Annotated in this window: 14 protein-coding genes; 9 read left to right on the top strand and 5 right to left on the bottom strand. The window is 55.7% G+C overall.

The features are described from left to right. Nucleotides 1–5 precede the first annotated feature (5 nt). From WCO56_14990 to WCO56_14980, 3 genes are all read right to left on the bottom strand, one after another. A complete protein-coding gene (locus WCO56_14990; protein MEI7730878.1) occupies nucleotides 6–1,772 on the bottom strand; it encodes a hypothetical protein in 1,767 nt (588 codons plus the stop codon). Between the two features lie 125 nt (nucleotides 1,773–1,897). After that, nucleotides 1,898–5,056, bottom strand: coding sequence for a virulence factor SrfB (locus WCO56_14985; protein MEI7730877.1), 3,159 nt, complete (start codon nucleotides 5,054–5,056; stop codon nucleotides 1,898–1,900). A 27-nt stretch (nucleotides 5,057–5,083) separates the two neighbouring features. Then, the gene (locus tag WCO56_14980; GenBank protein ID MEI7730876.1) at nucleotides 5,084–8,131 is read right to left on the bottom strand and encodes a hypothetical protein; all 3,048 of its coding nucleotides are present in this window, start codon (nucleotides 8,129–8,131) and stop codon (nucleotides 5,084–5,086) included. Nucleotides 8,132–8,325: 194 nt separating this feature from the next. Here WCO56_14980 and WCO56_14975 point away from each other — a divergent pair, with 194 nt between their 5' ends. The 6 genes from WCO56_14975 (at nucleotide 8,326) to WCO56_14950 (ending at nucleotide 13,749) form a co-directional block, all read left to right on the top strand. Next, complete coding sequence (locus WCO56_14975; GenBank protein MEI7730875.1) at nucleotides 8,326–9,054, top strand: C4-type zinc ribbon domain-containing protein; 729 nt, start codon at nucleotides 8,326–8,328, stop codon at nucleotides 9,052–9,054. Nucleotides 9,055–9,171: 117 nt separating this feature from the next. After that, complete coding sequence (locus WCO56_14970; GenBank protein ID MEI7730874.1) at nucleotides 9,172–10,392, top strand: SAM-dependent methyltransferase; 1,221 nt, start codon at nucleotides 9,172–9,174, stop codon at nucleotides 10,390–10,392. Between the two features lie 80 nt (nucleotides 10,393–10,472). Continuing rightward, nucleotides 10,473–12,044, top strand: a complete 1,572-nt coding sequence (locus WCO56_14965) for a sialate O-acetylesterase (protein ID MEI7730873.1) — start codon at nucleotides 10,473–10,475, stop codon at nucleotides 12,042–12,044. Nucleotides 12,045–12,053: 9 nt separating this feature from the next. After that, nucleotides 12,054–12,836, top strand: coding sequence for a glycoside hydrolase family 16 protein (locus WCO56_14960; GenBank protein MEI7730872.1), 783 nt, complete (start codon nucleotides 12,054–12,056; stop codon nucleotides 12,834–12,836). A 188-nt stretch (nucleotides 12,837–13,024) separates the two neighbouring features. Continuing rightward, nucleotides 13,025–13,333, top strand: a complete 309-nt coding sequence (locus tag WCO56_14955; protein ID MEI7730871.1) for a hypothetical protein — start codon at nucleotides 13,025–13,027, stop codon at nucleotides 13,331–13,333. 257 nt (nucleotides 13,334–13,590) lie between these two features. Continuing rightward, a complete protein-coding gene (locus tag WCO56_14950) occupies nucleotides 13,591–13,749 on the top strand; it encodes a DUF1963 domain-containing protein (protein ID MEI7730870.1) in 159 nt (52 codons plus the stop codon). Between the two features lie 192 nt (nucleotides 13,750–13,941). Here WCO56_14950 and WCO56_14945 read toward each other — a convergent pair whose 3' ends face one another. Together WCO56_14945 and WCO56_14940 are read right to left on the bottom strand one after the other, a co-directional pair. Further along, entirely contained in the window at nucleotides 13,942–14,442 is a 501-nt protein-coding gene (locus WCO56_14945; protein MEI7730869.1) for a DUF3368 domain-containing protein, read from the bottom strand. Continuing rightward, a complete protein-coding gene (locus WCO56_14940) occupies nucleotides 14,423–14,680 on the bottom strand; it encodes a UPF0175 family protein (GenBank protein ID MEI7730868.1) in 258 nt (85 codons plus the stop codon). The genes WCO56_14945 and WCO56_14940 overlap by 20 nt, the downstream gene beginning before the upstream one ends. A 194-nt stretch (nucleotides 14,681–14,874) precedes the next feature. Between WCO56_14940 and WCO56_14935 the strand changes: the two genes are divergently transcribed. The 3 genes from WCO56_14935 to WCO56_14925 form a co-directional block, all read left to right on the top strand. Next, entirely contained in the window at nucleotides 14,875–15,159 is a 285-nt protein-coding gene (locus tag WCO56_14935; GenBank protein ID MEI7730867.1) for a hypothetical protein, read from the top strand. Beyond that, nucleotides 15,149–15,349: a hypothetical protein gene (locus tag WCO56_14930; GenBank protein ID MEI7730866.1), complete on the top strand. Its 201-nt coding sequence runs from the start codon at nucleotides 15,149–15,151 to the stop codon at nucleotides 15,347–15,349. Before WCO56_14935 ends, WCO56_14930 begins: the two co-directional genes overlap by 11 nt. Nucleotides 15,350–15,650: 301 nt before the next feature. Continuing rightward, nucleotides 15,651–20,312: immunoglobulin domain-containing protein (locus tag WCO56_14925; protein MEI7730865.1), on the top strand; the 4,662-nt coding region annotated here is incomplete at its 3' end.

Raw genomic sequence — 20,312 nt, 5'->3', positions numbered from 1 at the left:
GCGGTTTACACAGTTAAAACGAGCGCGTGTTTTAAAATTTTACGGTCATCCCCATTTTTGGACCAGATGGCCCAGGAGGTTGTTTCGCGGACCTTGATGCGGTTGGCCGAAGAACCGTCGGCGCAGCGCATCTTGCTCATATCGAACGGTGAATTATCATAGACCGGTTCGATTTCCAATGGCATCGCGAGATCATTCAGCATTTTCTGGAATGCCTCAGACCATTCCCGCGTTACGTCGAAGGTATCGACTCCCTGCGCTCGCCAAAAGGCATACGCGGCGATGCTCGCGTTGTGCAGCAATTCACCGATTTTGACGGGATTGGGGTTATCGTTGCGCAACGCGGCGCTCAAATTGAAGAGCGCGCCAAACAGATCGGCGGCGGTGGGATCTTCCTCCTTCATCTTCTGCTCAATCCCTTGCCGGACGAGGAACAGGGGCTGATTTTCCTGGAACGGAATCGGCCAGACCTGGCCATGCAGCGCGGCGTCCTGCCGGGCGATTTTTTCGGAGAACTGGCCGATGCGGGCTTCAATTTCCTGAAACTGGGTGAGCACGCCATCCAGACGGGACTGAAGATTCGAGAGATCGCTGGTGAGGGTGGAAACGCTCTGCCCCAAGGCGTCCAGATGCGCCTTGTCCAGTTTTTGCTCAATCAACGCGCCCTGTTGTTCCAGGAATCGTTGCACTTCAACATCCTGCCGTTGAATGGATTCTTCCGCCGCCGTACGAATCGAGTGGGCGGATTGCTCCACCGAATCGCGAATGCTGCCAACGCTCGTCCCCACCGCATCCTGAATTCCACTCACCGTATGATTCACGGAATCGCAGATCGCGTTTAGCGAGGTTTGAATGGCCTCATGCGCGCCCGCCATGGCTTGCCCGACCTTTTCATTCACCCCACCCATGCTCCGCTCGGCTTCATCCTGCATGCTTTGTACCGCCGTCTCACTTTGGACGCGGATTTTTTCGGCATTCTCGGTGGCCATCTGCACAAGCAGGTCGCGGGCGTTGTCCACTTCCGTTTGGACTTTGGCAATCCCCTGTTGGAGATGCGCGGCTGTCTGATCCGTTTTTTCGATAAACTTGCGCGTTTCAGATTCGAGGGTTTCCCGATATTGTTTTTCGAGTTTTTCGGCTTTTCCGGCAAACGCTTCCGCCGCCTCTTTTAATTTAACCTGCTGCCCCTTGATCTCCTCCGCGACGAGTTGCTGCTGTTGCAGCAACTGCCCCGTCTGTTCGATCTGCCCCTTCATTTCCGCCACCGAGGCAGCAATGGGATTCAACTGCTTTTTGAATTCGTCGAGCAGCGTTTTTAGCGCCACGTTGAAAGGGTTTTTATTGACCAGCATCAAGTGCATATACACCACTACACCGGAGGTGCAGAGCACCAGCAAAACCACCAGCGCGTACAACAACCCCTTGCCGCCGACCTCCTTGATCGTGGCATTGGCCTTCTCCAACTCCACCTTGGCCGCTTTAATTTCCGCCGCAACACCATCCAAATCCGCCTTGGTCAAGGATGGCGTACCCGGCGTCGTAATAACCGGTGTGAGAGTAGCGGCGGTGGGCGCTTGTGGGGCAGGCGGAGCCGGCACTGCAACTGCCGGAGGATTGGTCTTCACAGAACCAGCATTCACCGGCTCTGTGGCGACAACAACCGCCGGCTTATTTGTATCCGCAGCAATCCCTGACTGGCACACCGTGACCAGCGCGAGGATAGTCAACCACTGCACGCCGGCTTTGCACAACCGGTGAAAACTCCGTTTCATAAACACCTTTCCATCGCCTAATCTACGAGGCTGCATATTAATCAGTGCTAACTTATTATTAAAACAAACCCGCCAAATTACGTTGTCGTTCCCCGGCTTGTTCCACCCATCAGCGATGCTTCATGTCATCGTTTCCCGGTCTTCCCAGCCATGTCAAAGCTGACTTCAAACCGCGGATTATCCATCCAGAACATGCCATCCCGCTCATTCATGGTGTTCAGCGAAAGATTGGCCACTTGGAGGTTGACCTTTTCAGCGAATTGACGGTCTTCCGCCTCAATGGCTTTAAGTTCCAACCGATCCCCCTTGCCGCGCTCGGAAATCCACCAGAACTTCGCCTTGCAATAGACCGGCCTCAATAACTCGGTCTTGGTCAGTTCTCTGCCGGTGTATTCCAACACGTACACTTGGGAAGGAAGTACCTTTTCTTCGTCGCTAAGGCCGAACCCGCCGCCCTGGTTATCAATCACGCGTCCGACCCGGCAACCCAGCGGTATGTGATCAATGGTTTTCTCCACATAAATATGGGTGTCGTCCAACCGCTTGAAATTGCGATAATCTTCCTGGCTAAACAACCCCTTCTGAAACAAGCTTTCGCCGGTTTTGACATCGGGCAAAAGTCCCCAAGCATACTCGCGGGAATAATTGTCTTCTTCTTCGCCCACTTTGACTTCCAGATTGAAATTATTACTCAAATCCCCATTGGCGATTTCCTGGAATAGCGCGGCCCCAACCACCGTGACGGTCTTCGCGTCGTCGATTTTGCCGTCCTTGGTGCGAAACGAGTCGGGATACCATTCACCGGCCTGATAGTTACGGCTGTGAATGATGCGTTGCGGCAACAACGGAAAATAGCGGTGAATCTGCTCGCGCACCTGCGGAATCTCCGAGGGCTTGCCCGAGCAAATCAACAGGTTGACGCTATAGCGGGTGACCAGGCTGCGGATGCGGGTAAATAGGGCTTTGCCGAAGGTATCCTCAATGCACTCGTCCACAACTCGTTGCTCCCAAGCCACTTTGGCTTCCGGTGAAAAGACCGAAACCGGTTCGCCGCCCGAAGACTCTTGATTGCTACCTTCCAGCAGACCGAGACAGAGCTTGTTCAGATCATCAATCGGCTGCAACGCAATGGTGCCATCGGCGATGCACTTCTGGATATCCAAAGGTTCAATCGGCTTACCGGCGTTGGTGACCAACATTTCGAGAATCTTGTTGGCCAGCGGCACCAGCACCAAGCGCACAATCCGGTTCATCTTCAACCGGGCGCAAGGATCTACGAACCGCACGGCTTGACAGCCGGGATCATAAAGCAGTTGTTCAATGGTAGTCGTCCAACTGGTGTTGCCAGCCAAGCTAGACACGTCGGAGGCCTTCACCCAACCGGGCAACAGCACCCGTTCAATGACTTTCTTGACCAGCACGTCCCCGGCAATGTTACAGCCATCCTTGAATTTGACCATCGCCTGGAGATAGGTATCCCCCTTCTCCATTTTTTGGTAATCAATCACCGCCCAATCGGTGGTGCCGCCGCCGATGTCCAGATTCATCACCGTCACCTTGCTGCCATCGCCGTAGAGCGAGAGCCAAGCCGGCACGTTATTGCCGAGCACCTTGATCTCGGAATAGATCACGGGCAACTGGGAAGACACCGCCTCATCGAGTGACTCCTCGGTCAGCGTCGGACGCTGGCCGCCATCCTTGACTGAGCGCGGATCGGTCAGATGCGCTACCGAAAACAGATTGATGGCCCGCTTCCATTGCGCCAAGTAGCGATCCCGTTCCTCATGCGTCCAACCAGTCGGATACGTCACGCGGACGTTGACCAATTGACGCCGGATATCCTTCCGCTCTGGCCACAAGGCGCGATAATAGACGGAGTTAATCTGACGATGCGCGGTTTCCAACAGCGAGAGTGCAAACCACGCGATGGCATCGCGCACCGGATGGCAGGACAGCCCTTCGTGGGTAATCAAGGCACTTGGCCCGCGCCCGAGGATCTGGTCGTTGTTTTCATCCGGGTTGCGGTCGCACGCTTTAGCCCCATCGTCCATGAAATAGCGGAAGGTACCATTCAAACTCAGGAATGCTTCCTGGTCCGGATCGAAATCGTTGACCATCTTCCATTCGGGATTGTCGCCCATCGCAGTGGGGCGTTCATCCCAAGAATAGCGTTTGGGCGAACTCAGGTAGAACCGGGCCCCCTCCTTGAGGGAGACCTGGGCGAACTTGCGATACGCACCCTCATCGGCTTTGCCACCGCCAATCAAGGCCGGCGAGATTTCCACGAACGTTTGCGGTATCAACCAGGGTTTCATCCACTGCATGCCACCCGTAAGCGCGTCCTCCACTTCTTTGGGCGGCCCAAACCAGACACCCGGCAAATTGCTCTCGGGATATTTTTTCTTGCGCAGTTGCTCGAAGGCATTTTGCTGGTTGCGAATGGCCGAGATATCCTTGATGGTCGGCTCCAGATGAGAAAAGAGAGGGCGATGCAACAGCAGCCACGAATCAACGATGGCATACTGTTTGATAAACCGGCGAATATCCTTCGCGGTTTCCTTGGGGGTCGGCTGCTCGAATGGGCGGCCGCGCGGGGTCACTCCCAAAGCCATGACGCGACCACCAAATGCACGCGCCTTATCCGTACCTTTGTGTTCAAGTAACAGGCATACGGTGCGGGTATTGCCCAAATCCACAATCAGATCCACTTGGATACACCCCTCGCGCACGGATAACTGCGTAAAGTCCACCACGCAGTTGATGGGGAAGGAGGAAGGAAAGCCCTGGCATTTTTTGGTGTCGGGCTTCTTCATGATTGGCAACTCGGTCAGCGGCACCTGGCCAGTGGGATACTGACCGTCCACCAATTCCTGGCGACCACGCGCCACATAAGGCCCGACTTCCTCCTCGGAGGATCCGGCCGGCGTTGACACAGGCACTTCTGCCGGAGTCATGTAGTAGAGCAAGCCACGATCAGCGGTCGCCATGGTGGTATCCACGGCAATGATGATGCATGGTTCGTTTTCCTCCAGCACATAGCGAAAGCGGATCCAAGGATACTCCTTGGACCAGACCATGAACGGCCCCTGATTTTCCTGAACCAGATGGGGTAAGAACTTCTTAACGCCTTCGAGCGACGCCTTGAGTTGCTGCTGGGCGGGCCCGGTTACTTCCGCATCCGGCTCATAGAATTCGCGCAGCTTGCAGATGAAGAACTGGTGCCCGGTATTATCCAGCACCGGCAGTTCCTTGAGCTTCAAATCACTTTGAAAAATATCAGGCATAGTCGTATTGGATTTGAGGTTCGCGGTTTACTTCATCAACGCCTCGGTCATGCCGGGCACCGCTTCGCTAAGGTCATCCGGGCGTTGCAGACCGAACCGGTCAAGCACCACCATTAACTCCTTGTCCCCCGGGATGTCATCTGGCCGTTGCAACCCTTTTACCTGACGCCGTTTAAGCCGTTCCAGATGGCCTTCATAAAAGTCCCGGATGAAGGATTGATAGCTGGGGCACATCACCGTCGCTTCACTAAACTGTTTGGTCTTGTCTGCCGGAGCGCTGCCACCGGAATAGACCAACCCCTGCTCCCGCAAGAGCAAGTTAGCCAGTTTGATGGATAATTGCGGGCGCAGATCGTAATTGTTCAGCCCTTCTTCTTTACTGACACAGCGCACCAACCACTTCAGCCATTCGGCAATACCAGCGGTGTTCACGGTATCAGCACTGGGCGGAGTACCATCCACTTCACTGGGGCGAACCGAGGCCACCATGGCCTCCAGGCACTCTCGCAACAATTCGGGCGACAACTCAATAATAGGCTTTTCCAGCGCGGCTTTGTCGGTCACTGCTGCGCCCGGTAAAACGGGTGGGCGGCTGGCGGGAGAATTAATCACCTTCCGGTACCGTTCCACCTGGCGAACGATCCAATTTTGGTACTGCCCATACACGTACTGCTCGTGCAAGTTGGCGGTATGGGGTGGAATACGGTCCAGATCGTTGAACGCGACATTCAGCCCTTCGCGTAAGACATAATCCAGCACTCGCAGACCTTCCTCAATTTCGTAAGGTTCCTTGAGCTGCTTGGCGCGTGGATCCTTGGGATCTTTGCGCTCGATGCGTTTGATGGACTCCGTAATGGCAGCATCCAATTGATCCAGGTAAATACGTCGCTTGTCTTTGACCTGCTTTTCCGGGAACAAATTGGCATCGCGGAACAGCAGGCGCACCAATTCGCTGACCAGTTCTTTCTCCCGGCCCTGAAGCAACAGCAGGCGGTTGGACTTGGGATCGTTGCGTCGTACTTCCTCGGCCTGCACTTTGAGCTGGCTAAAGAAGAAATCCGCCCCCCCCGTCTCCTGATCCCGGACCATGCATTCAAAAGAAGCCAAGCTGACGGAGATATCCTTACCCTCGTAATTGGTTTTACGATAGGTATTTTCAAACTGATTACGGAACACATCTTCCCGTTTGATGATTTCGTACCGTTTTCCCCCGGGCGTCAGGTAGCCTTCCTTGATGTTACCGCGATTAATACGGTAGTAATTCAACGCAAACGTGGTGCAGACCGAGGGTTTGCTGAAGAATCCGTAATTTTCAAAGGTATCCTTCTTGTTGGTGATGATGTAATTGGCGTTAACCGGCGCCTCATTAATCATATCCGCCCACCAGCAAAGCCCCAAGTTGAGGGGTAATGGGCTGCGTTCGAGCGTGTTCGTCACCACTTTTGCGGCATAATAGTCCGGCACCATGGTTTTCCACCAGGTTTCAATGCCCGTGCGCACCTGGCTGGCATTGACCGGCGGAAATTTATCCAGCCACTGGAAAATGCAAAAGCCATCAATGCTCATGCGCTTCGTGTAGGTCGTGACGATACTGGAGGTTTTGCCGCGCTTGAGGACCTTCACGAAGAACATCTGCGGCGACAACGGCAGACCTTTCTTTCCCTGCAATTTGGCCGCCAGCTCTTCCGGCTTCAAATCCTTGATCTTTTCCGCCTCGTCCGCCGACATCGTGGTTTCGCAATTAATCTTGGTCACCGGGTTGTCGGGATCATTGCCCACCCCCGGGAAATCCAATAAATCCGAACGCAGCAGGAACTCATTAAAGGTACCGGGCAGGATGTTGGCTGGATTCAGCGGAATGATCAATTCCCAAACCAACCCCTGGAAAATGCTATAGTCTTCGGGCGAAAATCGGAATTTATTTGGCTCACCCACCCCGATATACACGGCGTCCCCCTCTTCCCGGTAGCCCAAATCACGAATACGGCGGCGGATGATCGCGGCCTTCGAGGTCGGATCCCCCGGTTCCTGCGCCATGAAAAAGGCCCAGCAGGAATCCATGTCCAGCATCAAGCCCGCCACCGCATGGGAACAATGAATGGTTTTGTTTTTCCACTTTTCCGCCCATTCCTGGCGCTTGGCTTCCAAGCGCCGCCAGTACTGCGTAATCGGCTCAAAACCATCCCACAACACCCGTGTGACGAGATTTTCAACCGTCTCCAATTTGGCGAGAAACGCCACTTCATTGAACAGAAAACCAAGATCTTTTTCGATCACTGAACCTTCCTGCTCGCGCAACTTCTTGTATTCCCGCAGCCCGGCAAATTCGAGATCAATCAGGATTTTGTAAAATTCATACAGCAACGTGAACGCTTCCGGGCTGGGTTTTGGAATTTTTCCAGCACTTCCGGCCTGCTCCGCCATAACCTTGCCCATTTCCTCCTCCAGCCGCTGACGGGTCCACTCAATGTGGTCATTGCGATTAGCGGTAGCGCCCAAGCATTCGCTGCAATAGCCGCGCCCCAAGGCATGCAGCAAATCGCTGCGGGTGACGAACTTGATTTCCACCGGGAATTTCGGATTCTTAACCCGATACAACCCGCCACTGCCATCCCGGCTGCCACTCACAAACCGGCTCAAGCAGGCCGAGGCGTCGCGCCCACCGTTGAACGGATTCATCACGGTGGACTTATCGTAAATATCTTGTTGGATTTGCTCCTTCTGCTGCGGATCCTCAATGTCATCGAACGAGGGAATCTGGAAATAGGCGGGGTCGCCCCCTTCCCAATGCAGCGCGGATTTTTCTCCGTAAATCCCTTTCGCCGTGTCGGTTATGGCAAGCCGATCGAGGTAGTTGGACATGAGGGTGGATTTACCCGTTTGGGACGGCCCCCACACCGCAAATGCCGGGCGCGGATTTTGCATGGCCTCGCGCGCCAGAATCATATTCTGCTGTAAATCGTACAGTTGTTTAGTCCAACCGCCGATGTGAATAGAGTAATTACCGGCACGCTGGCAACCGAATTGCCAGTACCATTTCAGCAATTCCTCAGATAATTCCAATGCCCTCGACATAGTAAGCAGGACTCTAGTATGCCTCACACTTTTGACAACTAAAAAATAAAATATTTTTCCCAACCCTTCTCTGCGGCAGCACACTTGCCGATTTGTGACCCGCTGGCACTTTGAAAATACTTTAGAAACCACCGTGACGGCGATTGACTTGCAGGCCGCCTGCCGATAACGTCCATGTTTAACGTTATATCGCAATGCAGGACATTATCGAAAAACTGCTCGTGGTCCAGGACCGGGATCGCAAATTAATCCGGGTCCGCCAAGAGCTTTCCATCATCCCCATCGAGCGCCGACAGCTTATCGAGAACGCCGTCAAGGGGCAGGCCGGGCTCGAAGCCGCCAAGCACCAGGTCATGCAGCTTGAAAGCGACCGCAAGCGCTTGGAACTGGAGGCCGAGTCCAAAAAACAGCAGATGGATAAGTATTCGGTGCAGCAATTTCAAACCCGCAAGAACGACGAATTCCGCGCGATCGGCAACGAAATCGAAACCGCCAAACGGGCCATCTTTGAGATCGAGAACCAGATTCTCGAAAACATGGAGCAGTCCGAGGCCGCGCAAAAGGAAGTGGTGGCCGCCCAGCAGGTCGCCGCCGCCGCCAAAAAACTGGCGGACGAGAAGGTCTCCAATCTGGATGCCCGCGAGAAGAATTTGCAGCAGGAACTGGCCAGCGTGGAAGCCGACCGCCGCAAGCTGGCGGAAGGCGTGGATGCGGCCACGTTGAACCGGTACGAGCGCATGCTCAAAAACAAAGGGGAAAACGTCGTCGTTAATATTGAGCACGGGGCCTGCGGCGGCTGCCACATGCGCTTAAGCCGGCAAACGGTCGTTTCCTGCCGGGGCGGCCAGGAAATCATCCAATGCAACAATTGCGGGCGCATTCTGTATTATCTGCCTGGCATGGATGTGGATGTGGCTGAGTAAGTGGTTGGAACGGGCGCGCTGACCATCATGTCGCGCCGGGCAGGTCACGGCTGGCCGTTTTGGATTCGATGCTCGGATTTAACAGATTGAATATTTCCCACTACGTGGGCCACCCCAATGCACACTTCAAATCCCAACGTTGAACCGGAGTTTATCGCCCGGCTCGAACAGAGTCTGGCGGAGGATACCTTTGTTCGCCTCCGGTTATCCGGCCCGGCGTCTGCCGCAGCGGCGTTCCACCAAGTCACCGGACGCCTGATTGTGCTGCACGGCGCGCCGCACCTATCCTTCACCCTGACCGGCACGCGTCACGAGACCCGAAACCTCCCAGTGCCCGAGGCGATTCGCTGGGTGGGTGGTCAGCTCCATGGCGCTTTCCAAAACGCGCTGCTTTCCACCACCCGCAAGGATTGGCAACTGCGTCGCCCGGCCAAGGGACCGGCCCGGCTGATCGTTCACCGCGCCACCCAGGCCGCCCCCCCGCCCCGCACGCACGATCTGCCGCGCCAACGGCTGCTGGATGCCACCGCGTGCGATTGGTTGCAGGGATTGGAAATTCTGGACCCCCAGGGCAACGTGCGTGCCCGCATGGCGGACAAGCACCGCCAGATTGACCGTTACCTGGAAATCCTCTCCCATCTCGCGGAAGACTGCGGCTGGGCGACCCCCAGCCAACCGGGGGAGCGGGATCTGGTACTGGCCGACATGGGGTGCGGCAAGGGCTATCTCACGTTTGGCCTGTGGCACCTGTTCCACCGGGTGTGGCATCGCTATGCCCACATTATTGGCGTGGAATTGCGGCCCGAATTGACCGCCAAAACCACGGCGTTGGCGCAACAGGTCAAGGCCGCCGGATTGGACTTTGTCGCGGGCACGATTGAAACGGTCAAACTACCACGCCTGGATGGGCTGATCGCCCTGCACGCCTGCAACACCGCCACGGATGACGCGCTGCTCCGGGGAATTGACCTGGGCGCCCGGCTGATCGTGGTTGCGCCATGCTGCCATCAGCAATTGCGCCCGCAATTGGGCCGTCCGGAACCGCTCGCCGCCGTGCTGCGCCACGGCCTGATGGCCGAGCGCATGGCGGAATGGGCCACCGACGGGCTGCGCGCGCTGTTCCTGGATTGGGCCGGGTACGAAACCAAAGTTATCGAGTTTGTCGGTTCCGAACACACCCCTAAAAACCTGATGCTGGCGGCGGTGCGCCAGCGGGAACCGTATGCGGACACCGCCGCGCGGGAACGCATCCTTGCGTTTAAACAATTTTTCGCCATCCAAACCCACGCGCTAGACGCGTTATTGCAGCGTCCCCTCCCCCCGCAGGACGCAAGCTGACGGCGCCATTTGGGTGCGCAGCCATCGGTGGCCATTTTTTTATTGAAATGCGCGCGCGAATGGTGATGATGCTTCCCACTATGAAACACACGTTCCACTCGTCCTTCGCCGGCTTGATCGCAATCGGTCTGCTTGCCGCTGGCGCGCAACCCAACGCCATGGCGGAGGTCCGGTTGCCGGCCATTTTCTCCGACCACATGGTGCTTCAGCAGGACAGCGCCGTGCCGGTCTGGGGCTGGGCCGAACCGGGCGAGGAAATCACCGTATCCATCGCGGGCCAGACCAAGACCACCAAGGCGAACGCCGCCGGCAAGTGGTCCCTCAAACTGGACAAACTCAAGGCGGGCGACACCCTCACGCTCACCGTCACGGGCAAGAACACGCTCACGGTGCAGGATGTGCTGGTCGGCGAGGTGTGGCTGTGTTCCGGGCAGTCCAACATGGGCATGACGGTTTCCAGCTCGAAGGATTTCGAGCAGGAAAAAGCCGCCGCCAATTATCCCCAACTGCGCATGTTCAAGGAAGGTGATGGGGCTTCCCCCACCCCACAGGAGGAAGGCAAGGGTGCTTGGTTAATATGCACGCCTGAGAACGTCGGCGGGTTTTCCGCCAGCGCGTATTTCTTTGGTCGGGAAATCCATAAAGTCCTGAACCAACCGGTGGGGTTGATCAATTCCTCGGTGGGCGGCACCACGATTGAGGCGTGGACGAGTTGGGAGGCGCAAAAAGACATTGCGGACCTGAAGCCTGTGTTCGAACGTTGGGACAAAATGCAGGCCGGTTGGGACCCCGCCAAAGCGACTGCGCAATACGAGCAGCAGATGGCTCAGTTCAAGGCCAACAGCGCCAAGGCCAAGGCTGCCGGCAAAGCCGCGCCGCGCGCCCCCCGCAAACCTTCCGAACCGCGCCTGGAGAGCAACCATCCGGCTAATTTGTTTAATGGCAAAATCATGCCGCTCCTACCTTACTCCATTCACGGCGCGATCTGGTACCAGGGCGAAAGCAACGCGGGCAATGGCAGCCAATATGCGCTGCAACTCGCCACCATGATCAAGGATTGGCGGGCGCGCTGGGGTTACGATTTCCCGTTCATCTGGGTCCAATTGCCCGACTTCCGCAAGGCCCAGACCGCGCCGGTTGAAGACACCGGTTGGGTGCGCGTGCGCGATGGCATGTTGAAAACGCTCAGCCTGCCCAACACCGGCATGGCCGTCACTCTGGGTTTGGGTGAGCCGGACAATATTCATCCCAAGAACAAACAGGAAGTTGGTCGGCGGTTGGCCCAATGGGCGCTGGCCAAAGTCTATCAACAAAAAGGCATTGTGGCCTCCGGCCCGCTTCCCTCCGGCCACGAAATTCGCGGCAACGAAATCATCGTTTCCTTCAATTACACCGACGGCGGCCTGGCCGCCAAAGCCGGGGCGCTCAAGGGCTTCGCCATCGCCGGTGAGGATAAAAAATGGGTAACCGCCACAGCCAGGATTGACGGCGACAAAATCATTGTCTCCAGCCCGGAGGTGCCCAAGCCGGCCGCCGTGCGCTACGCCTGGGCCGAAAATCCCGAGTTTAATCTCTACAATGGCGCAGGGCTTCCCGCCACGCCGTTCCGCACCGACGACTGGCCGCAGGCCGTGCCGGAAGCGAAAAAATAATCGCGCCGCATGAACCGATTACGGGCCATCGGCATGCTTGGCCTGGCATGCCTGTTACAGTCATTATTCGCCGCAGCTCCGCCAAAACCAGCCACCATAAAAAATCAGCAACCGCACCGGGTAATCGAGTTCTCCGGCATGGAATGGATGGTGAAGTCGAGTGCTGGCAAACGGGTCGGCCCTGGTCCGAACTACTTTGGCGAAACCAATGTCTGGGTGGACACCCAAGGCCGCTTGCATCTGAAACTGACCCATCAGGATGACCGTTGGATTGGTGCGGAGATTATTTCGCGGCGCAGTTTCGGTTTCGGCACTTACCGTTTCTATCTGGACACTCCCCTGAGTCAGCTTGATCCCAACGCCGTCCTCGGGCTATTTACCTATAGCGACGATCCCGCATTTGCCCATCGTGAGATTGACGTGGAGTGCAGCCGCTGGAGCAAGGCGGAAGACTCGAATAATGCCCAGTTCGCGGTTCAACCTTCAGAACGTCGTCAGCATCGGGTTCGCTTCCCCGTTCAGCCCGATTTGCCAGCCACCACGTACAGCTTCGGCTGGCAAAGCAATTCGGTGGCCTTCACCTGCCTCTCAGGGCATGCACGGACACCTTCTGCCACCAACGCTGTTATTCGTGAGTGGACGTTTTCGGGCAACGGCACTCCCCAGCCTGGCGACGAGACAGTGCGGCTGAATCTCTGGCTCTTCCGTGGCCGCCCGCCCGCTGAGCTGAAGGAGGTGGAAGTTGTGATCAGCAAATTTGAATTCGAGCCGCTCACCCGCGCAGGCCGTTGAGCGTCGGGGATGCATCACGATCTCTGGTGCGTTACGAATATATGCGCCGACTTGACGGCGGCGGCTACGCGCTTGATGTTTTTATGCGTGACTTCCGGGAGTGGGCCGCTAAGGTAGCCATGTCCCAAATATAGGTGCGGCGAATTGCTTGCACGTAACAAAATAATAATACAGTGAAAGGTAATTAAATGAAGAAAACTATTATCGCGGTGGTTATGAGCCTGTTGGTGCTGGGTCTCTCGGCAGTATCAACCAGTGCGGCCGAAGCGCAAACCAAGACCGGCACGGTCAAGAAAGTGGACGTGGACGGCAAACAAATCGTGGTGCTGGTGACGCGGGAACTGACGTTCACCATCAAGGACGACACCAAAATCGCCCAAGGCGACACGCCCAAAAAACTGGCGGACATCAAAGTGGACGCCAAAGTGAGCGTGGAATATGTGAAAGAGGGCGACGCCCGCAACGCGAAAAAGATCACGATCCTGGCGGACAAGTAAGCCCGCGATGGGAGAGAGCCGTGTAGCCGTCGAGGTAAGGAGACGGACCTGGGAATTTCGGTAATTGTCCGTTTGCGACACTCGACGGCTACAGTGAAATGAGGGGCTAGTGCGGCTTAACCAAAATCCTTTGTCGCCTATATGCTGTTCCCGCCAATCAAGGAACTACTCGCCAAGTACCACTTGGAGGGACTCGAATCACAGATTGATAGCAGAAAACCAATTGGACCGAACCCGGCACTTGGGAAACAGCAGCGCTGAAGGCAAGCGAATGGAGTCTCCTGTTCCAAGTGGATTCAGACAACGATTTGGACGTGATGTGGGGGGACGCCGGGATGCTCTATTACGGCATCCGCTTCGAGGATCTGAAAGCCCGCCGCTTTGAGCAGGCGAATGTCATCCTGCAATGCGGTTGAGGTGAATTAACCACGAATAACACTGAGGACACGGAACTCAGCGGAGTGCGGAATGCGGAATTGTATAACTGATGACTGGTAACTACCTCCCAGCTCCTATCTCCTGCGCACCATTTGCCGGTATGTTTTTGCAAAAGAAAATTGGTAGCAATTTTTTTGCCCGCTAATCTTTTTGCCATGGAGTATTTTCCATCACGGAGTTTCCCCGACACTCCGTAGTACGGTCTCATAAAGCGTATCGCTCAACCAGAAGGTGGTTCTTTGTCTGAGCCGTTCCAATACCGGCCGTAACTCTGGAATGCGGGTTTCGGTTTTGGCACGCAACAATACCCCCAAAGTTCCGGTGTAGTGCAGGCCCAAGGCGTGAGCTGCCCGGCGACCTTGGGCGTCGTCCACCAGCAGCAAGGCATTGGGCAATGCCAAAGCCAGGGCGAGTGCCTCGCTCTCCCCCTGTTGCAAATTAAAAGGCAATCCGCGAATAGCCTCCAGTGAAACGGGTTGGCGGAGGCTCAGCCAATTCTCATCGCGTGCCCGCCGCACCTCGGGCAGACCGAAGGGCCTGCTTGAAGCGGACACTTCATCCCAAACCGCTGGGGGGATGTAAATGTGGCCATAGAAGTCTCGCAACAAATTGAATTGTTCCCCGGCGGCCAAGGTGATCAATACCGAAGTGTCAACGACCACTGCGGGCATACGCAAGATCGTGTTCGAGATCGGCTGACGTATAAGGCATTGGCACCTGACGCTGACGCAGAACGACTTCAAACGCCGGTGCGCTTAAGCCAGCGATATTCGCCGCGTGTCCAATGGATAGCTTGCCTTCGCGGTACAGCGCCACCGCCAGTTCCAAGTGCAACTGCACTTCGGCCTGCTCGCGCTGGGTCTGCAACCGCTGCGCAAAGTCTTCGGGCATGTCCAAAACGATACTCACAGTGGTACTATAACCCATGCAGCTTCGCTGGCAAGCCCGCGTTTTTAAAGGAAAAATCGAAACTCCAGCAAACCCTGAATTTTACGTCAGCGGCTGCCGAATTCCCCCCCCCTAAATCTTTAGCAGAAAAATATACCGGCAGAAAAATTGGAACCGAAATTGACCCGGACCTGATAACTGATAACTGGTCACTGATGACTGATAACTACCTCTCAGCTTCCATCTCCTGCGAACCATTTGCCGGTCTGTTTTTGCAAAAGAAAATTGGTAGCAATATTTTTGCCATGTCCGGTTCCCCTGTTTTTCTGCAAAATCACTCCGCATTCCGAAATCCGCAATCCGCATTTGTTTATCTGCCATGTCCGGCCCTCCATTTTTCTGCCCGCCTATTTTTCTGCATAATCGGGTTCCCAATTTCAAGTTTCAGGTTTCAGGTTTCAAGTTTTCATGCATTGGTTCCCAATTTTTATGCCAGCTAATATTTTTGCCATGTTCCGGTTTCCCCATTTTTATGCCGGTTCATTTTTCTGCAAACATTTCATTTTCGGTGCTCGCTGGTGGTTTCCGGTGCTTTCTGGTGCTCTGGTGGTACAAATTACTCAGGTGTTCAATTCGCGCTTCCTGCTCCGCCTCAACGATCTAACGCGCACCCAAAGGTGGTGCAAATAAGTGCAAATACGTGCAAAAATTAGCTCACCAATGACTGATGAGTGGTCACTGCTGACTCCACCACGCGCTCTCCTGGGGCTGCGGTTCCTCATTTGCCAGTCAATGCTATCTGCATGGTTGTTTCCAATTTTTTTGCCATGTTGGGTTCCCATTTTTCAAGACTTTACATTTCTTCCATTATCCGGTAGTAATCACCCTCATGTTTAGTCCAAAAAAATTTTACAGAGTACTTGGCAGTCCTTGTGCGTCACCGACAGCCTTTTTCAACCACGCCGGTTTTACCTTCGTCCGAAATCCACAAGTGGCGATTCCGCAATCCCAAACCCGCAATCCGCAATGGTGGCATCCACAAATATGGCGGTTTCTCACCGCTTTCATGCTGGCGGCATGGCTGCTCACGCCATTTACCAAAGCGGCGATTGCCAACCCGAATGAAGACTATTATTTCTACACGCTGGCCGGACTGCCGGGAGGATACGGCAATGTCGATGGAGCTGGTAGTGCTGCGCGGTTCTATAATCCAACCAGCGTGGCTGTGGACAGCGCGGGTAACGTATATGTTGCGGATACTCTTAACCACACGATTCGGAAAGTGACGGCAGGTGGGGTGGTGACGACGCTGGCGGGGTTGTCGGGAAATTATGGCAGTGCGGATGGGACGGGAAGCGCGGCGAGGTTTTATTTTCCCGAAGGAGTGGCGGTGGACAGCGCAGGCAACGTATATGTGGCAGATTTACACCACACGATTCGGAAAGTGACGGCAGGTGGGGTAGTGACGACGTTGGCGGGGTTGGCGGGAACTTCTGGCAGTGCGAATGGGACAGGGAGCGCGGCACGGTTTAATGATCCAATGGGCGTAGCGGTGGATAGTGCGGGCAACGTCTATGTGGCGGATCAGTCGAACTATACAATTCGAAAAGTGACGGCGAGTGGGGTGGTGACGACGTTGGCGGGGTTGGCGGGAAGTTCTGGCAGCGCGAACGGGACAGGGAGTGCGGCACGGTTTTATTATCCAAGTGGCGTGGCGGTGGACAGCGCGAGAAACGTCTATGTCTCGGATTCGAATAACCACACGCTTCGGAAGGTGACGCCTGCCGGGGTCGTGACGACGCTGGTGGGGTTGGCGGGAAGCTCTGGCACTAACGATGGGATAGGGAACGCGGCGCGGTTTAATCAACCAAGCGGCGTGGCGGTGGACAACGCTGGCAACGTCTATGTGGCGGATACTTATAACTACACGATTCGAAAAGTGACGGCCGGTGAGGTGGTGACCACATTGGCGGGGTTGGCGGGAAGTTCTGGCAGCGCGAACGGGACAGGGAGTGCGGCACGGTTTTATTATCCAAGAAGCGTGGCGGTGGACAGCGCAGGCAATGTATATGTGGCGGATACTGGGAGCCACACGATTCGGAAAGTGACGGCAGGTGGGGTGGTGACAACCCTGGCAGGATGGGCGGATTATGGAAGTTCTGGCAGCGCGGATGGGATGGGGAACGCGGCTCGGTTTAAGAGTCCAAACGGTGTGGCGGCGGACAGCGCGGGTAATGTCTATGTCGCGGATCGGCAGAACTACACGATCCGGAAGGTAATGGCGGGCGGGGTGGTGACAACATTGGCAGGGTCGGCAAGAAGTTCTGGCACTGCCGATGGGACGGGGAGCGCGGCACGATTTTATTTTCCAAGGGGCGTAGCAGTGGATAGTGCGGGCAACGTCTATGTCGCGGATGAGATGAATCACACGATCCGGAAGGTGACGGCGAGTGGAGTGGTGACAACCATGGCAGGACTGGCGGGAAGTTCAGGCACTAGCAATGGAACGGGGAGTGCGGCTCGATTCAATGAACCAGAAGGCGTAGCGGTGGACAACGCGGGAAACGTCTATGTGGCGGATGCGATGAATAGCACGATCCGAAAGGTGACACCGGGCGGGGTGGTAACAACGTTAGCGGGGTTGGCGGGAAGTCCTGACAGCGTGGACGGGACGGGGAGTGCAGCGCGATTTTATTTACCGTCTGGTGTGGCGGTGGACAGCGCGGGCAATGTCTATGTTGCGAGTTTTGGTTCTGAAGGCAATACGATCCGGAAGGTGACACCGGGCGGGGTGGTGACGACATTGGCGGGGTTGGCGGGAACTTCTGGCAGTGCGAATGGGACAGGGAGCGCGGCACGGTTTAATGATCCAATGGGCGTAGCGGTGGATAGTGCGGGTAACGTCTATGTGACGGATACCTATAACCACACGATCCGGAAGGTGACGGCGAGTGGGGTGGTGACAACCATCGGCGGAAGGGCAGGACAGGTTGCGCACGTGGATGGCCTTGGCAATACCGCTCGTTTCAACCAACCTCAAGGCATCGCCTGCGACGCAGCGGGACGTCTTTACATTTCTGATGACGCAAACGTGATCAGTGTTGGCTTGCCGTCCGGAGAATGGGTGCCGCCTACCTTGTCAGCCCAACCCACCAATCAAGCGGTAACTGCCGGCGGAGTGGTGGGGTTCAATGTAACGGCGTCCAGCATTTTGCCGCTGTATTACAGTTGGCTGCGTGACGGTACGCTATTGTCCTCTGCCACGAATAGCCAATTCACAATCACCAATGTTCAATGGAGTGATGCGGGAATCTATTGCGCTGTGGTGAGCAACGCGTTTGGCAGCGTGACTAGCCAGCTCTCGGTTTTAACGGTGCTTTCTCCACCCGTGATCACAGCTCAGCTACCAAATCAAGTTGGTATTCTTGGCTCAACGGTAAATATTGATATCGGGGTGTCCGGGACAGCTCCACTTTCTTTCCAATGGTATAAAGATGGTCGTTTGATTCTTGGGGTGACCAGCAATCCGTTGGTGCTTACCGATGTTCAGCGACTTGACCAAGGGGACTATTACGTGGTGATCAGTAATTACTTGGGTTCGGTGGCCAGTGCCATAACAACTTTGACGATTGTGGACCCAGCCAGTGTCAAGCAGGACCCGCAAGGCCTCACGGCGCTATTCGGGTCAGCAACCAGCCTGACGGTACGGGCCAGCGGCACGTTGCCCCTATATTATCAGTGGTACAGAGACGGGACGGCCCTATTGGGCGCGAATAGTTCCATCCTGCCGCTTGCCGACCTGCAAACTTCCCAGACCGGCGAATATCATGTGGTGGTCACCAACTCGTATGGTGCCGCCACTAGCGCGGTGGCAGTTATCACAGTGCTAGGGCCACCTTATATCAACATTCAACCTCAAAGTCGGTCTGCCTTGCTATATGGCGATGCTAGTTTTGCAGTGAATATGGGTGGCACTGCCCCGCTGAGCTATCAATGGTTGAAAAATGGGACTAACCTACCCAACGCTCTTAACAATCCATTATTCCTGTTCAATATCCAGTGGTCGGACATCGGTACTTACTCGGTGATCATCACCAATCAATACGGCAGCATCACCAGCAGCGTGGCGACGCTCACCGTATTGCAAGGGCCGTCCATTGTGCAATCGCCGCTGAGCCTTACCGGACTCGTAGGTGCCATCGGCAGCCTGACCGTCTCCGCCAAAGGCGCTCCGCCGTTGTACTATCAGTGGTTTAAGACAGTGAACAGTAATCAGTCATCAGTGATCAGTGGCGCTACCAATTCATCCTTAATCCTTAATCCTTTATCCTTATCCGATGCCGGCAATTATTGGGTGGTAGTGAGCAATGCGTATGCCAAGGCCACCAGCGCGGTGGCCACAGTGACCGTCTTGTCGCCGCCCTATGTGATCAACCAGCCTCAGAACGTGACCGCTCCTGTGGGTGGCAGCGCCAACTTCTCCGTAACTGCTGGCGGTACGACTCCGGTTACTTACCAATGGTATAAGTCAGTGATCAGTGGTCAGTGGTCAGTGATCAGTGGCGCGACCAATCTCGGATTACAGATTGTGAATTGCGGATTAAGCGACATGGGGAGCTATCAGTGCGTAGTAGCCAATGCCTATGGTTCTGCCACCAGTGCGGTAGCGACGTTGTACATCAATCCAGGGTTGGCCAATGGACGATTTACCAACAGCGCGCAGATCGCGATCAACGATAATACCACTGCGACCCCGTATCCCTCCACTATCGCCGTTAATAGCTTGGCCAGCTCCATCCAGCGGGTGAAAGTCACGTTACGCAAGTTTACCCATACCTATATGTCGGATGTGCGGGTGCTGTTGGTATCGCCAAGTGGGCAGAAGGTGTTGTTACTTTCCGGAGCGGGCAATAGCGGCGTGAGCCAAGTCAACTTGACCTTTGATGACTTTGCCGCTGGCCCAGTGCCCGACGTGCCCACTTCCGGCATCTATAAGCCCACAGCGACCACCACAGGTTCATTAACCACCCCGGCACCCGCCGCCCCCTACGCGACCACGCTCGCGGCTTTGAAAGGGCAGGACCCCAACGGCACATGGTCGCTCTATGTATTGGATAGTTCCGCCGGGGATGGCGGGTACATCACCGAGGGATGGAGCCTGGATATTGAGACCGCCACCCCGCCCTTCATCACCAGCCATCCGCCATCGCAGACCGTTAATACCGGCGGCAGCACTGCATTTACGGTCGGTGTTGCCGGGGCACAGCCACTGTTTTACCAATGGCGGTTTAACGGCAGCACGTTATCGGGTGCCACCAATGCCACGTTGACCCTGGCCAATGTCCAAGGTGCCCAAGCAGGTAATTACACGGTGGTGGTCACCAATGCCTCCGGGAGTACGACCAGCCTGGTGGCGACCTTGACGGTGCTTACCACCGATCCACCCTACATCACCAGCCAACCGCAGGATTTAACCATGATGGCTGGTGACACCGCTACGCTTACGGTGCAGGCCGGCGGCACGGCCCCACTCGCGTATCAGTGGTTCAAGGGTGGCGCGGCCATCTTGGCTGCGACCAATTCGTCCCTCATCCTTAATCCTCTTAAGAAACTCCGGATGAAGCCGTTGGTGTTGGAACGAGTTCGAACCCCA

The sequence above is a fragment of the Verrucomicrobiota bacterium genome (assembly GCA_037139415.1).
In the GTDB taxonomy this organism is placed as follows: domain Bacteria; phylum Verrucomicrobiota; class Verrucomicrobiia; order Limisphaerales; family Fontisphaeraceae; genus JBAXGN01.
Note: the sequence above shows the minus strand (reverse complement) of the source record. Positions and strands in the feature narration are given on the sequence as shown.